At 64.1% G+C, this 12,861-nt stretch carries 14 protein-coding genes; 7 read left to right on the plus strand and 7 right to left on the minus strand.

The genetic code is table 11. The features are described 5' to 3' along the window. Nucleotides 1-64: 64 nt before the first annotated feature. Both MJ205_RS11175 and MJ205_RS11180 read right to left on the minus strand, forming a co-directional pair. The gene (locus tag MJ205_RS11175; RefSeq protein ID WP_239812507.1) at nt 65-1,276 is read right to left on the minus strand and encodes a hypothetical protein; all 1,212 of its coding nucleotides are present in this window, start codon (nt 1,274-1,276) and stop codon (nt 65-67) included. A gap of 200 nt (nt 1,277-1,476) precedes the next feature. Beyond that, on the minus strand, nt 1,477-1,704 hold the full coding sequence (locus MJ205_RS11180) for a hypothetical protein (protein WP_239812508.1): 228 nt from the start codon (nt 1,702-1,704) through the stop codon (nt 1,477-1,479). Between MJ205_RS11180 and MJ205_RS11185 the strand changes: the two genes are divergently transcribed. Next, nucleotides 1,703-2,929, plus strand: coding sequence for a DUF11 domain-containing protein (locus tag MJ205_RS11185; protein ID WP_239812509.1), 1,227 nt, complete (start codon nt 1,703-1,705; stop codon nt 2,927-2,929). The two genes, MJ205_RS11180 and MJ205_RS11185, sit on opposite strands and share 2 nt — an antisense overlap. 5 nt (nt 2,930-2,934) lie before the next feature. Here the strand turns inward: MJ205_RS11185 and MJ205_RS11190 are convergent, their stop codons facing one another. From MJ205_RS11190 to MJ205_RS11205, 4 genes are read right to left on the minus strand one after another with little or no spacing between them, the layout of a single operon-like run. Continuing rightward, nucleotides 2,935-3,510 carry a DinB family protein gene (locus tag MJ205_RS11190; RefSeq protein ID WP_239812510.1) on the minus strand — a complete coding sequence of 192 codons (576 nt, stop codon included), beginning with the start codon at nt 3,508-3,510 and terminating at the stop codon, nt 2,935-2,937. A 21-nt stretch (nt 3,511-3,531) separates the two neighbouring features. Continuing rightward, nucleotides 3,532-4,377, minus strand: coding sequence for a PhzF family phenazine biosynthesis protein (locus MJ205_RS11195; protein ID WP_239812511.1), 846 nt, complete (start codon nt 4,375-4,377; stop codon nt 3,532-3,534). 48 nt (nt 4,378-4,425) lie between these two features. Continuing rightward, complete coding sequence (locus MJ205_RS11200; protein ID WP_239812512.1) at nt 4,426-5,058, minus strand: LysE family translocator; 633 nt, start codon at nt 5,056-5,058, stop codon at nt 4,426-4,428. Beyond that, a complete protein-coding gene (locus MJ205_RS11205) occupies nt 5,055-5,498 on the minus strand; it encodes a VOC family protein (RefSeq protein WP_239812513.1) in 444 nt (147 codons plus the stop codon). Before MJ205_RS11205 ends, MJ205_RS11200 begins: the two co-directional genes overlap by 4 nt. Before the next feature lie 144 nt (nt 5,499-5,642). Here MJ205_RS11205 and MJ205_RS11210 point away from each other — a divergent pair, with 144 nt between their 5' ends. Further along, nucleotides 5,643-6,992: an aminotransferase-like domain-containing protein gene (locus tag MJ205_RS11210; protein WP_239812514.1), complete on the plus strand. Its 1,350-nt coding sequence runs from the start codon at nt 5,643-5,645 to the stop codon at nt 6,990-6,992. A gap of 194 nt (nt 6,993-7,186) precedes the next feature. Here MJ205_RS11210 and MJ205_RS11215 read toward each other — a convergent pair whose 3' ends face one another. Next, nucleotides 7,187-7,408, minus strand: coding sequence for a hypothetical protein (locus MJ205_RS11215; protein ID WP_239812515.1), 222 nt, complete (start codon nt 7,406-7,408; stop codon nt 7,187-7,189). A 306-nt stretch (nt 7,409-7,714) separates the two neighbouring features. Here MJ205_RS11215 and MJ205_RS11220 point away from each other — a divergent pair, with 306 nt between their 5' ends. From MJ205_RS11220 to MJ205_RS11240, 5 genes are all read left to right on the plus strand, one after another. Next, on the plus strand, nt 7,715-8,743 hold the full coding sequence (locus tag MJ205_RS11220; protein WP_239812516.1) for a DNA topoisomerase IB: 1,029 nt from the start codon (nt 7,715-7,717) through the stop codon (nt 8,741-8,743). 132 nt (nt 8,744-8,875) lie between these two features. Continuing rightward, on the plus strand, nt 8,876-9,181 hold the full coding sequence (locus MJ205_RS11225; RefSeq protein WP_239812517.1) for an excalibur calcium-binding domain-containing protein: 306 nt from the start codon (nt 8,876-8,878) through the stop codon (nt 9,179-9,181). 112 nt (nt 9,182-9,293) lie between these two features. Further along, nucleotides 9,294-9,986 carry a LuxR C-terminal-related transcriptional regulator gene (locus MJ205_RS11230; RefSeq protein ID WP_239812518.1) on the plus strand — a complete coding sequence of 231 codons (693 nt, stop codon included), beginning with the start codon at nt 9,294-9,296 and terminating at the stop codon, nt 9,984-9,986. After that, a complete protein-coding gene (locus MJ205_RS11235; RefSeq protein WP_239812519.1) occupies nt 9,884-11,830 on the plus strand; it encodes a sensor histidine kinase in 1,947 nt (648 codons plus the stop codon). Before MJ205_RS11230 ends, MJ205_RS11235 begins: the two co-directional genes overlap by 103 nt. A gap of 17 nt (nt 11,831-11,847) precedes the next feature. Continuing rightward, nucleotides 11,848-12,066, plus strand: coding sequence for a HEPN domain-containing protein (locus tag MJ205_RS11240; RefSeq protein WP_239812520.1), 219 nt, complete (start codon nt 11,848-11,850; stop codon nt 12,064-12,066). Nucleotides 12,067-12,861: the final 795 nt, after the last annotated feature.

Raw genomic sequence — 12,861 nt, forward strand, 5'->3', positions numbered from 1 at the left:
GTCAGAGGGTGAAAAAGCGGCATGCGGTCGCCTGCCGCTGGTGAACGTCATGCTGATGGCAAGCTCAACGCCTGCGCACTGCACGGCTGCGTAGAGCGGCGGCGCCTGCCATCAACAGCCCCAGCAGACCCAGGCCCGCTGCATTCAGCGCCGGCACCGGGGTGGCAGGTTTGGGCTCAGGATCGGGCGGTTGGACCACCGGCTTGTCCAGTACCACCTTGAAATCAACGGCGTTGGTCGCAGAGGTCTGGGTATAGACACCGGCAGTACCCGGGGGCACCAGATTGACCAAGGTTGAAGGGTCCATTGACGTGGCGACGGGCAGTGGCGTGGTCTTGATGAGCACCGGGCTGTTCACGATATTGAAACCATCATGGCTCACCGGAGTCACGGTGACCTGCGAGCCCGGCAAGATATCGGGAATCGGCACTTGAACCGAGGTGGCACCCGCAGGAATCGTCACCGTGATCGTCTTGGGCGTCGTGTATGCGGGCTGTTGATAACCCAGCGCCTCCGGATCATAGACCGTGTCATACGACTGCGGATCGGCTTGCACCGTGAACGTGATGGTGGTGTCCGTCGGTTGCGGCTGCGTCAGCGCGTACTCGACCGTCGCAGACGTGGTCTTGCCATTCATGAACAGGTTCGTCGTTACCGGCGCACTGTCGGTGATCGGGCCCGATTCCAGCCCGGTTCCAATGCCGTTGCCGGTATACGGGTCGTTCAAGAAGATGGTGTTGGAGCCGAAATTAGTGCCCGCCGAATAAGCCAGCTGCCAGCCGGCTGGATCCTCATTCGCAAAGATCCCAGACACCCAGCCATCACGGATGCTGGCATTGACGTCGTACGCAGGCCCTTCTCCCGAGCCGGGATTAAAGCTTGTCGGGATCGGCGACAGCGCGCAGTTGGCGGTTCCGCCGGGCGTATCCGGTGTGACGGTCACTGCTGCGCTCGAAGGCGACGCGTAGATCTGGCTGAATTGAACAAACGCACGGCGGTAAGGCGCGGCTTCCAGGCCATAGACACTCGAGCTCGGCGTGATGGTGCCATCGGTGCATTCCACCGTGGTGCCAAATAAGGTGGCGCTGTCTGGCGGTGTCCAACTGAACACCGGCTGGGAAGGTGTGCCGGTGGTTTGCTTGGGCGTGAAGTTGATATTCCAGGTGGCCGCCCAGGCACTTTGGGCACCCAACAGCCCTACGAGCACCAGTGACTGCACCAGAGGACTGCGGATCCTGAGCGGCGATGGGAGCGAGCGATCCAAAAATGCGTTCATGGCGTGATTCAAAGTTAACCGATGCGCCGAAGTTTAAATACCGAAGCAGCGATATGCAATCATTTAATACGATTATAGAAATACAAAATGACTGTTTAAAACTCGCTAGTTTTTTATTAATTTTTTGCTATTTATTAAATATCTTTGTTTTTTCACTGACACCCCTCTCCAACCCACTCGATAACCCTTAAAGCTGGATTTTAAATACCGAGACTTTGTGGTGAAACCACCACGAAGAAAGCATTTACACGGCGGGTGCGGATAATATTTCCGAGCGCATACCATGGTTTGCGTTTTGCCTGGTCCGTTCCGTTCACATCTGATGTAGGTACACCGATGATTTCTCGTTCAATCGCCGTACAGCGCGGCAGCCACAAAGCCAGGAAAATGATCTTGGCGCTTGGTTTGATAGCGCCCGCCTTCGCCATGGCGCAGTCCGCTTGTGATGGAAAACTGTTTCTGTCCCAGGGCTCCCCCACCAAGCTCAATGGCGTGTCAACCGAGGCCAATCCGCTGGTCTTTACCGACATTGGCACGACCGCCGCAGAGGGATACAACGCATTGGGTTATTCGGCGAGCAACGGCACGCTCTACGCGATGCGCACGGACAGCAACGGCAACCACCTGCTGGCCATCAATCAGACAACCGGCGTGGTCACGGATACCGGGGCCGTCACCGGCCTGCCTGCAACGCCGGTTTATAACTCGGGTACCGTGGGCAGCAATGGGGTTTACTACGTGAAACCCCTGGGCAATACCCAAGTGGTATATGCCATCGACACGGCGGCAAATACCGCCACCGCCATCAACCTCAGCCTCGCATTCACCACGTCCGACCTGGCGTGGGTGGGCGGCGCCTCGGGCGGGCTGTATTCGGTGTCGGATACCGGGCAGCTCTACGCCATTAACGTGGGGGACGGCACGGTAACGGCCTTGGGCACCGCTGATAATACCGGTGGCGTACTCGGGGCACAGTTCGGCGCAACCAATGGGATGTTTGGCTCTGCCAACAACGGCAGCGGCTTTTACCAGATCAATCTGCTGACCGGCGCCAAGACCCTGATTTCAGGTTCGCCCGGCTCTGGAAGCAATGACGGTGCCAATTGCCCCGACGCTCCGATTCGTTTCCCGGCCGATCTGGCCATCACCAAAACCAACAACCAGACCACCTACAGGCCGGGAACCAATGTGGTGTATACGATCACGGTGACCAACAATGGCCCCTTCACCGCGACCGGTGCCCAGGTGACCGATGCGCTGCCAGCGGGCGTCACTGCAGCCACCTGGTCATGCACCGCCTCGTCCGGCGGCAGCTGTACCGCAAGCGGCAGCGGCGGCATTGCAGACACCATCACGCTGCCCAAGGACGCCACCGCCACCTACACCTTGACGCTGTCGGTACCCGCCAGTTTCAGCGGCGATCTCGTCAATACCGCCACGGTGCAGGCCGATGGCACCAGCGCCAGCGCCATCAATACCAACCCCGATCCCGATCCTTCCAATGATTCGGCGACGGATACCGACACCCCAGCCACGGTGCCGCCCGTGGCAGCACCAACGCCTGTGCCTGCCACCAGCCTCCTGGGCCTGCTGGCACTGTCCTCGTTGATGGGCTTGGCGGGTGTGGGCAGCTTCTTCAGGCGCCGCAGCTGACGGTGTCAGTACCGCCCCTGGACATGGTCGCGGATGAAGACCGGCAGATCGTTCGACGGTGGCATGAACGGCACCTGGTACATCATGTCGCCGACAAAGCCACGGTGGTAGGTGCCGTGGTTGACGACATGCAGAACGATCTGTTCGCGGGTCATCGCGCCTTGTCCACCGCCGACGAACTCAAAACGGACGACCTTCGCCAGATCGTCATTCGACCAGCTGTCGACCAGATCGATATACCAGGCATCCATCTCCTGGACAGACGCCCATAAAGCGTCCACGGCGGGCGTGCCATCGGTATTGCGCGACGTGTAGCCGTGCTTTTTTCCCAGCAGATGGTGGCGGAAGATATCGTCGACGACATAGACATGGTTCAAGGTGTGCACCATGTTGCCAAAGCGCGTGGGCCGCTGGCGCAAAGCCTCCCCTTCAGGGAGCTCGCGCACACTGTCGAATGTCAGCCCATTGGCCCAACGCTTGTAGCGCACCAGCATCCTCAAGGTGCTGATCGCCGAAGCCGGGCTGCCCGGGCCATCACCGGGCGGGGTGGGAACGGATGCATTCTGCAAGCTGGTTGTCATGACCGAGATCCTTCTATGCTGTCAATGGCCGCGCAACGCGCCCGCCACATGGGTGCGTGTTTCTCCGCCGACCCACACCTGCTGGGCATCGTCGCGGGCCAGGTAAATGCGGCCTTGCCGGCCCAGGCAGGCGCCCTGGGTGGCCACATAGTCGTCACCGATGAGACCGGTACCGAACAGCCATTGCGCAAATGCGCCGTTGAGGCTTCCTGTCACGGGGTCTTCAACGATGGCGCCGAGATGGTCGGTAAAAAAGGCACGGACTTCAAAACCGGAGCCGCTTGCGCCGTGGTGCGGGCCGATGACGCCGATGTCCATGCGGGTCGGCCATCGCCTGGCGGGATCGATCGACCGCACTTTCTCCGCCGACGCCAGCCTGAGCCCCAGCCAGCCGGGGCCGTTGTCGATCCAGGCGGCATCCAGAATGTCGCTGTCGTCCAAACCTAGTAATTGCCGCGCCTGGTCGCGCTCTGCCGGCGTCGGTGGGCCAAAGCGGGCCAGCGGCGGCGCTGCGAATGCCAGCCGCTCGCCGTCGCGGCGAATCCTCACCAGCCCTGCGCCGCATTCCTGCACGATCTGCGCCTGCTGCGCGCGCTCGGGGTGGGCCGCCAGCCACATGTGGCAGCTGCCAAGCGTCGGGTGGCCTGCAAACGGCATCTCTCTGTCCAGCGTGAAAATTCTGACCCGGTAGTCGGCCTGCGCATCGGTAGGCGCAAACACGAAGGCAGTCTCGGAAAAGTGGAGCCAGCGCGTCAAGCGCAGCATCTCAGCCCTGTCCAACCCCTCGGCGCCGGAGACAACGGCCAGAGGATTGCCCGAGCAGGGGCCGGCGCCGAAAACGTCGACGATATGGATAGCCAAAGCCATGGAGAGGTCCCTTCTGATGAAATGGTCGGCGCTGAGGCTGGCGGCGCTTCATCCGCCGCGCATGGCCAGCAGCCTCAGGCCGGCCACCGCAAACACCAGCGAGAGAACGCCCTCGATCCCTCGGCGCAAACGTGCATACAGCGCCACCATTGCCGGGGTCGAGAAGAGGATGGCATAGCCACCGAACACCAGAATGCCCAGGAGTACACAGCCGCCCACCACCATCAGCGGCCCCTGGGCAGGGGACTGCTCGCGCAGGCCCAGCGACATGATGGCCACCCAGGACAAAATGGCCTTGGGGTTGCCGATGTGCATCAGCACGCCCTGCCGGTAGAGGGACCGATAGCGTGGCTGCTCGTCCGCAAGGGCCATCCCACCGGCATCGTGGCCCCGCTTCATCGCGGACTTGGCTGCGCGAGAGGCCAGCCACAGCAGATAGAGGCCGCCCGCGATCTTGAGCGCCACCAGCGCCTGTGCATAGGCGGTCAGCACCGCCGAAACGCCGGTCGCCGCCAGGATCGCCCAAAAGAGCGAGCCGGTGACGACCCCTGCGGCCAGGACCAGCGCAGGCCGCCGTCCGCTGCGCATGGCCCTGGCCATGATGGCCATGTTGCTGGGCCCAGGGCTGGCGGTGGCGATCAGGTAGGTGCCATAGACCAGGGCGATCTGGCTTGCGGTCATGGCAGCGAGTCCTTGGCGGGCGTGCGCTCCATGCGCCGGGGCAGCAGGTCGGCGCGATGGACGATATGCAGCTTGTTGCCGTCCGGATCGCGCAGGTAGGCGCCGTAATAGCCCGCGCCATAGCGGGGGCGCGGCCCGGGGGCACCGTCATCCCCGCCGCCGTGCTGCAGGCCCCCGGCATAGGCGGCATGCACCGCCTCGATGGACGGTGCAAGAAAGGCCACCATGCTGCCGTTGCCAGCGCTTGCCAATGCGCCATTGAAGGGGCGGTAGACGTAAAAGCGCGGCAAGCTGGCATCTGCCGCGGCCCAGCACAGCGCGGCAGGCCCGCCATCGGGCGTGACCATTCTGCGCGCCAGCCCCAACGGGGTGAGCAACGCGTCATAGAAGCGGCCACTTCGCTCCAGCTCCCGTGCACCGACCGTAATGTGACTGAACATACCGCCCTCCAGGCCTTCCCGGCACCAGCGCCGGGGCGCTTTTCACAACGACAACTGCTCTCTGCAAGCACCAACCTGCACGTTACACTATTGGATAAATTAAATAGTGTAACGTGACACTAATATTTTTCTGGAGGCGATCCCGTGCTGCTTGCATCCCCCTGGATTCCCCATCTGGCCAGCAAAGGGGCCACCGTGGCCGAACAACTGGCGCTGGCTTTGGCCGATGACATTGTTGAAGGGCGGCTGGCCGCAGGCGATCGGCTGCCAGCCCACCGGGACCTCGCCAGGACCCTGCAGATCGGCTTGGGGAGCGTGACCAAGGCCTACGCACTGCTGGAGCGACGCGGCCTGACGCGCAGCGTTCAGGGACGGGGCACCTTCGTGGCGATCCAGCAGGCCCATGGCCATCGGCATATCGATCTGTCCAGCAACGCGCCGCCGGCAGCGCTGGGCGCGCGCCTTCTGGCGCGCACGTTGGTGGCAATTGCGCGCAGGATCGACGCAGACCACATCAATCTGTATGCACCGGCGGGCGGCCATGATGAACACCGCCGCGTACTCGCCCACTGGCTGAGCCTGCTGGGTCTGAACGTGGAACCCGCGCATCTGTTTCTGACCAGCGGCGCCCGCCAGGCATTGGCGCTCGCTTTCGACCTGGTGTGTGACCGGCAGGGCCTGGTCCTGACCGAAAGGATCACCTACCCCGGTGCCATCGCGCTGATGCGGCGCAAGGGATACCGGGCGCAAGGGGTGGAGATCGATGCCGAGGGGATGGTGCCCGAGGCACTTGCTCAAGCACTTGCAAGGCGCAAGCGCCATCCCCAGCCCGTGGTGTACGTGACGCCGACGCTCCACAATCCGACCACCGCCTCGATGGGGATCGGGCGGCGGCAGGCCATTGCCGATATCTGCCGCGAGGCAGGGGCCTGGATCATTGAAGACGGCGTGTACGCGGCCTCGTCTCCTGGCTTGCCGCCCATCGCGGCCCTGGCGCCCGACATCTGCCTGCATGTGAACGGGCTCTCCAAATCGCTGGGCCCGGGGCTGCAGATCGGCATGCTGGCCTTGCCCGCAAGCCACTGCCCCGCCGCGCAGGCGCTGCTGGCCGAGATGCCGATGGCGCCATCCGCGCTGTCCTGTGCCGTGGTCGATGACTGGCTGGCCTCTGGCGCCGTGGCGTCGATCCAGCAAGACTTGCGCCATGAGGCGCAGCGCCGCACCCAGCTGGCCGTCTCACTGCTGGGTTCGAGCGGCCTGGTCGCGCACCCGGATGCCTACAACGTCTGGCTGCCGATGCCACGCGACGCTGCCCAGGCCCTGGTGGCGGCAGCAGCGGCAAGGGGCGTGCAACTGACACCGCCCGACAGCATGGTGCTCAGACCCAGTGACAGTGCGAGCGGCTTGCGCATCTGCCTGGGTGCCGCCAGTTGGGACGATCTGAATGCCGCGTTGGCATTGCTGGCAGCCCTGCTGAGCGCAAGCGCGGCGTGAAGGGACATGCCAGCGCGCCGAGGGAAAGCGGCAGACCTGCGCCCCGGCCACCATCGGGATGTGCCGCTTGCAGTGGCCGGAGGGCGGCAAGCTCCCCGCCGGGGCGTTGTACGGTGCCTGCCGCTTTTCAAAGACGCATTGCCGCGCAGCCCGGCCCGCATCCACCCTCATGAGCGACGGCTGTATGGGGATTTCTAGCCGGCACAGCCTGGAGGCATCCGATCGTGCGCTGCAGGCTGGATGCCACCGCGCGGCAGCCGCTGCGTCACCTCGGCGATCTCGGCGTCGATCCAGGCCAGACGTGCATGGTCGCTGCTGCCGGGCACCGGCCTGCGAGCCAGCAACTCGGCGCCCTCTTCTCTCAATGCCGTCAGCCTCACCCCCGGGTCCTTCTGGTCATCCGCATGCGTTGACATTTGGTTTTCCTTGTTTTTCTTTGGAAAATTGAATATTCATATTTATGGGGCAAAAACTATCAGCCAGGGCGTGGACTACAAGAACGACAGTCCTGCGCTTACACACCCGTGCATCCGGCCTGTGGCGCTTGCACCGCATGCGGCCTGGCTGCAGCGCTGCACCGGCAGGCCCAGCGCCCGGCTCCGTCCGAAACACAAATGCGAGCAAACGACCCGCCGTCGCAAGCTGCGCTCTGACAGCGCCGCGCATCGGCGCCCGCTAATCTCAGCGCATCACCCCCACCGCGAAGGCACAAAGGCATACCCATGGTCAAACTCCCCAGGCCGCTGGCCTATGTGACGGACGCAACTCCGGGGTGGCAGCGCATCCCGCAGGGGGATGGCTTTGTCTACAAGAACCAGCGTGGTCAGGTGATTCGCAACGCCGGTCACCTCGATCGCATCCGCAAGCTGGTGATACCGCCCGCCTACACCGATGTCTGGATCTGTCCGGATCCGCAAGGCCATCTGCAGGCCACCGGCCGCGATGCACGGGGGCGCAAGCAGTACCGCTACCACCCGCTGTGGCAAGAGCAACGCAAGCAGACCAAGTTCGACCGCATGGCGGCCTTTGCGGCCAAGCTGGGGCTGATCCGCCGGCGCATTCAGCGCGACCTGAAAGCCGGAGATACCACGCAGACCTCGGTGTCGGCCGCCGTGGTCCGGCTGCTGGACACCACCGCACTGCGTATTGGCAACGACAGCTATGCGCGCGAGAACGGATCGTTTGGGCTGACGACCCTGCGCAACCGCCATGTGAAGATGCGGTCATCGCGCATACAGCTGGCCTTCAAAGGCAAGAGCGGCGTGGAGCAGCGCGTGGAGCTCGAAGACCCCCGCGTGGCCCGCATCGTGCGGCGCTGCCAGGACTTGCCGGGCCAGCGCCTGTTCCAGTACCTCGATGACGACGGCCAGCGCAAGCAGCTGCGCTCCGAGCATGTCAACGCCTACCTGCACGAGATTGCAGGGGAAGATTTCAGCGCCAAGGACTTTCGCACCTGGCATGCCAGCGTGCTGGCACTGTCGCTGGCCTTGCAGTCGCGCAGCAGTGATACGCCGCTGACCGCGCCCGACATCGTCAAGCAGGTGGCCCAGCACCTGGGCAACACGGTCTCCGTCTGCCGCAAGTTCTACATCCACCCGCTGGTGATGGAGGTGTGCGAAGGCCCCGAAGCGGGGGCCCGTTGCGACGCGTACGCCGGCAAGCTGCGGGGCAGCTCGGGATTGCATGCGGCCGAACGTGCGCTGATGGCTTTTTTGGCCCGCAGTAAGAGAGGCGCCAAGCAACGCCCGTGATCGCGGCAGCCATGGCGCTGCCGCAGGCCCGGCAACGGATGCCCACCAAGTTCAAGGGCTTCCCCCTCCCCAGCGTGCACAGCACTTGGGCTAGAGTAGTTACACTCACTAACACTCAACGAAGGGGAGACCGTGTTCAGGCCCGTCATCTGTCTGCTGATTGCATTGGCCGCATGGGCGGTGTACAGCCGCTATGCGCATCAGCAGGCGGCGTCGCTGCAGGGCGATTCCGAGCCTGTGCTCTCCGAGCCGGATACCCCGCGCCCCAGCGCTGCCCACCCGCTGTTCAAGTGCGACGGCCGCACCCGGTGCTCGCAAATGACCTCCTGCCAGGAGGCCACCTTTTTCCTGCAGAACTGCCCTGATACCCAGATGGACGGCGACAACGACGGCGTGCCTTGCGAGCGTCAGCTGTGCACCGTCAACAAACGGCCGTAGCGGGCGTCGGCTGGCCCTCTCCGTCTGCTCTGGCAATACCATGCAGCGGCAACCCGCCCATTTACCGTAAATGCGTGATGGCAGACCATCCGCTTTGCGTCAAAATGTAGCGATGGCTGTTTCCCCCCTCCCCGTACTGCTGGTTGATGACGATCCGGACATGCTGGCCCGGCTGGGCGAAGTGCTGGGCTCGGTGGGCGTGGGGCGCGAGCAGCTGCTCGGGGCCGGCTCGCTGGCCGAATGCCAGCGATGGGTGACCGCGCCTGACGGCGGCCTGCAGCCGCTGGTGATGGCGCTGATCGACCTGGGCCTGCCCGATGGCAATGGCATCGACCTGATTGGCTGGCTGCGTGCGCGCAACCCCCAGCTGCCGATTCTGGTGGTGTCGGCCTGGAGCACCGAGGAAATGATCCTGGGCGCGCTGCGCGCAGGCGCCAACGGCTATGTGCTCAAGGAGCGCGACGACCTGGAGATTGCGCTGTCGGTGCGCAATGTGCTCAAGGGCGGTGCGCCCATCGACCCCTTCATTGCCCGGCGCATTCTCGACCTGGTGGGCCGCCCGGCTGGCCGCCCCGCCACCCCGTCGCAGCCACCCGACCCCGCGCTGCGCGAGGCCCTGACCGAGCGCGAGCGGCAGATCCTGGACCATGTCGCCGCCGGCATGAGCAACCGCGAAATCGCCGAATGCCTGCACCTATCCCGATGGACCATAGACACCCATATCCGGCATATCTACGACAAATTGGCGGTGAGCTCGCGCACGCAGGCCTTGCGGCGTGCGCGCGAGCATGGCTTGCTGCACTGATCTGCCTGGCGGCGCTGTGCCTGGCGCTGCCCGCGCAGGCCCAGGCCCAACCCTGGCCGGGCACGGCCGAGGCTGCGCGCTCGGACTGGGATGCCCAGCAGCCACCCGCTACCGGCTGGGTGCCGGTGAAGGTGCCCAACGACTGGAACCAGCAATGGCCTGGCTACAGCGGTGTCGTCTGGTACCGGCTGCGCTGGGACATTGCCGGCGAGCCGCAGACCCAGGGCCTTTACATCCACTACCTGATGCAAGCCGGGGTCATTGCGGTCAACGGCGTCGAGTTGCAGCGCGACCCGCAGCTCACCGAGCCGATGACCCGCGCCTGGAACACACCACGCTACCTGGTGCTGCCGGCGCCCCTGCTGCACAGCGGCAGCAATGAGCTGCTGATCCGCGTGAGCGGCTACTACGCCTACCAGCCTGCGCTGGGCCCGGTCGAGATCGGCCCACCGGAGCTGCTGCGCACGGCGCAGCAGCACAGCTACCTGGTACGGCACAACCTCAACTGGCTGCACCTGGGCGTGGGGGCAACCTTGGGCTGCTTCTTCCTGGTGCTGTGGCTGATGCGCCGGCAAGAGGCCGCCTATGGCTGGTATGCCGCACGCCAGGCCGCCTGGGTGGGCTTTACCGTGAACTTTGTCAGCGCTACGCCCTGGCCCTTCCACAACCTCAACACCTATGCGGCCATGGTGTCGGTTGCCTATGTGCTCTACCACGGCTGCAATGCCATGTTTGTGCTGCGCTTCATGGGCCGCCGCTGGCCCAGGCGCGAAGCGGGCATGTGGCTGGCCATCGCCGTGCTGTCGGCCGCCACCTTGCTGGTGCCCGAGGCGCAGCTTCGAGACATGCGCAACGTGATGGCCTGGGCCTCGTCGGCCCTGCTGTTCACCACCGCTGGCGTATTTGTCGGCCTGGCCTGGCGCAACGGCAACCAGGCGCAGCGCCTGCTGTCGCTCACGGCACTGGCCAGCGCCCTGGCGATGGCGCATGACCTGCTTGTCTTCACCCGCATCGTGGACGACAACTTTTACCTGGCCACCTACACGGAGCCCCTGGCCACGGTGGGCATTGCGCTGACCCTGGCCTGGACCTTTGTCCAGAACACCCGGCGCGTCGAGAGCTTCAACGACGAGATGCAGCACCATGTGGCCGAGGCCCGCGCCGAGCTGACCGAATCGCTGGCTGGCCGCCATGAGCTGGAGCTGCTGCAGGCCCGGCTGGGCGAGCGGGTCAACATCGCCCATGACTTGCACGATGGCCTGGGCGGCATGCTGATCGGCAATATCACCACCTTGGAACGCACACGCGGGCCGCTACCGCCCGACCAGGTGCTGGGCATGCTCCGAGGCATGCGCGATGACCTGCGGCTGATCATCGACCTGGCCTCTGCCCAGCACTATGGCGAGCTGTCGCTGGGCGAGCTGCTCGCCCCCATGCGCCACCGCATGAGCCAGCTCTTCGAGGTGCATGGTATCGAGGTGCACTGGCAGCTGAGCCATATCGAGCAACTGCACCTGCCCACCAGCGCCAGCCTGGAGGTGCTGCGGATTCTGCAGGAGGCCCTGACCAACGCCTTCAAACACAGCCAGGCCAGACGCGTGGACGTGGTGCTGGCCCGTGAGGCCGGCCAGCTGCTGCTGCAGGTGCAAGACAACGGCGTAGGTCTGCCTGCGGCCCAGGCAGCCAACACCCCCACGCACGGCACCGGCCTGCGCAGCATGCAGGCCCGGGCGCAGCGCCTGGGCGCGCAACTGTCGGTGGGGTCGCGAGGGGGGCGGACGATGGTGGAGTTGCGGGTGCCGCTGCCGGCTGAGGCAGAAGTGCGGGATATAACTGAAGCCTGACTCACTTGCAGGCCGATGTGACCGCAGGATGGAAATGGCTTCCCTACGATACTGCGCTAGCAAAAAAGACGCTGGATCAACTCATCAGCCGCCGTGGAGATGTGGTTCATCGCTCGAAACCAGTAACAGTTGGGACACCCGCGCCTCATTTGGTCAAGCGTGATGACTTGGAAAAAGCCATCCGTTTTTTAACTGGCCTTGTCACTGCCAGGGAACATGCTCTTGAGGGCGAGTGATGGTACAAGCGTCGAAAAGGCAAACCGCTTACCTAGCCGCCGCTGCCAAGCCAGCCCTGCTCTAGGGTCTCGTCACCCTGCCCTCCTGCACTACCTCCTCCTCTGCTTATCCAAAAATCTCGGCACAAGGCCCCTGCAATGCAGAATGGCCCGGCGCCGCTGCACCTCGCGCGCGACCAAGCCCATCCCGCCTAGCAGCGTCGCCAACATGCCTGCACCCAGCCAGACAGCAATTGTTCCGCGATCGGATTGCTGCCGCCGCTACCAGGAGGCGCGGTGACCACCACTCGCAACTGGGTCAAGGTCACAGCGCCAGCGTCGTTAACGTCACCGCCACCGACGGGCGCGTCCTCTCTCACTAATTTACGTGATTCGCAGAATCGTTTATTTCCGTAGCATCACCGCGCAACCACTCAGAACCTGCGTCTGGCCTCCAGCGCTGCGGCAGTGAAGCCGCCCCTGGTGGTGCAAGTGGGGGCAGTTGGGAATGGCGCTGTCGCGCCTGGCTGCCATGTTGAGGGTGCAGCAGCAGAGAAGGCGTGACGAAGAAAAAGCTCCGACCACGCCGGGCCCCATTCCATTTTTATAAGCGGGGGGAGTAGATGTTGAACAGCATGTCAAATGGCTTGGACGCCAGCAATGGCGAAGCGCCAGATACCAAGGTCCTCCATAAGCCGCAGCTTTTGCTAAAGCTGCGCAGCTTTGGCATTGCTACCGGCTTGAATACCCTCTTACGCCCGTGCTTCATCTTGCGCCATGCACAGCGCGCTGACCTTGTGGCAACCGCAGCCGATG

The sequence above is a fragment of the Comamonas sp. B21-038 genome, assembly GCF_022387135.1.
GTDB lineage: Bacteria > Pseudomonadota > Gammaproteobacteria > Burkholderiales > Burkholderiaceae_C > Comamonas > Comamonas sediminis.

Bases quoted from the DNA above. Each gene is read 5' to 3' on its own strand.
- MJ205_RS11190 (WP_239812510.1), bottom strand. From the start codon at position 3,510: ATGACAACCAGCTTGCAGAATGCATCCGTTCCCACCCCGCCCGGTGAT.
- MJ205_RS11215 (WP_239812515.1), bottom strand. From the start codon at position 7,408: ATGTCAACGCATGCGGATGACCAGAAGGACCCGGGGGTGAGGCTGACG.
- MJ205_RS11205 (WP_239812513.1), bottom strand. From the start codon at position 5,498: ATGTTCAGTCACATTACGGTCGGTGCACGGGAGCTGGAGCGAAGTGGC.
- MJ205_RS11230 (WP_239812518.1), top strand. From the start codon at position 9,294: ATGGCTGTTTCCCCCCTCCCCGTACTGCTGGTTGATGACGATCCGGAC.
- MJ205_RS11175 (WP_239812507.1), bottom strand. From the start codon at position 1,276: ATGAACGCATTTTTGGATCGCTCGCTCCCATCGCCGCTCAGGATCCGC.
- MJ205_RS11220 (WP_239812516.1), top strand. From the start codon at position 7,715: ATGGTCAAACTCCCCAGGCCGCTGGCCTATGTGACGGACGCAACTCCG.
- MJ205_RS11180 (WP_239812508.1), bottom strand. From the start codon at position 1,704: ATGGCGAAGGCGGGCGCTATCAAACCAAGCGCCAAGATCATTTTCCTG.
- MJ205_RS11235 (WP_239812519.1), top strand. From the start codon at position 9,884: ATGGACCATAGACACCCATATCCGGCATATCTACGACAAATTGGCGGT.
- MJ205_RS11200 (WP_239812512.1), bottom strand. From the start codon at position 5,058: ATGACCGCAAGCCAGATCGCCCTGGTCTATGGCACCTACCTGATCGCC.
- MJ205_RS11185 (WP_239812509.1), top strand. From the start codon at position 1,703: ATGGCGCAGTCCGCTTGTGATGGAAAACTGTTTCTGTCCCAGGGCTCC.
- MJ205_RS11195 (WP_239812511.1), bottom strand. From the start codon at position 4,377: ATGGCTTTGGCTATCCATATCGTCGACGTTTTCGGCGCCGGCCCCTGC.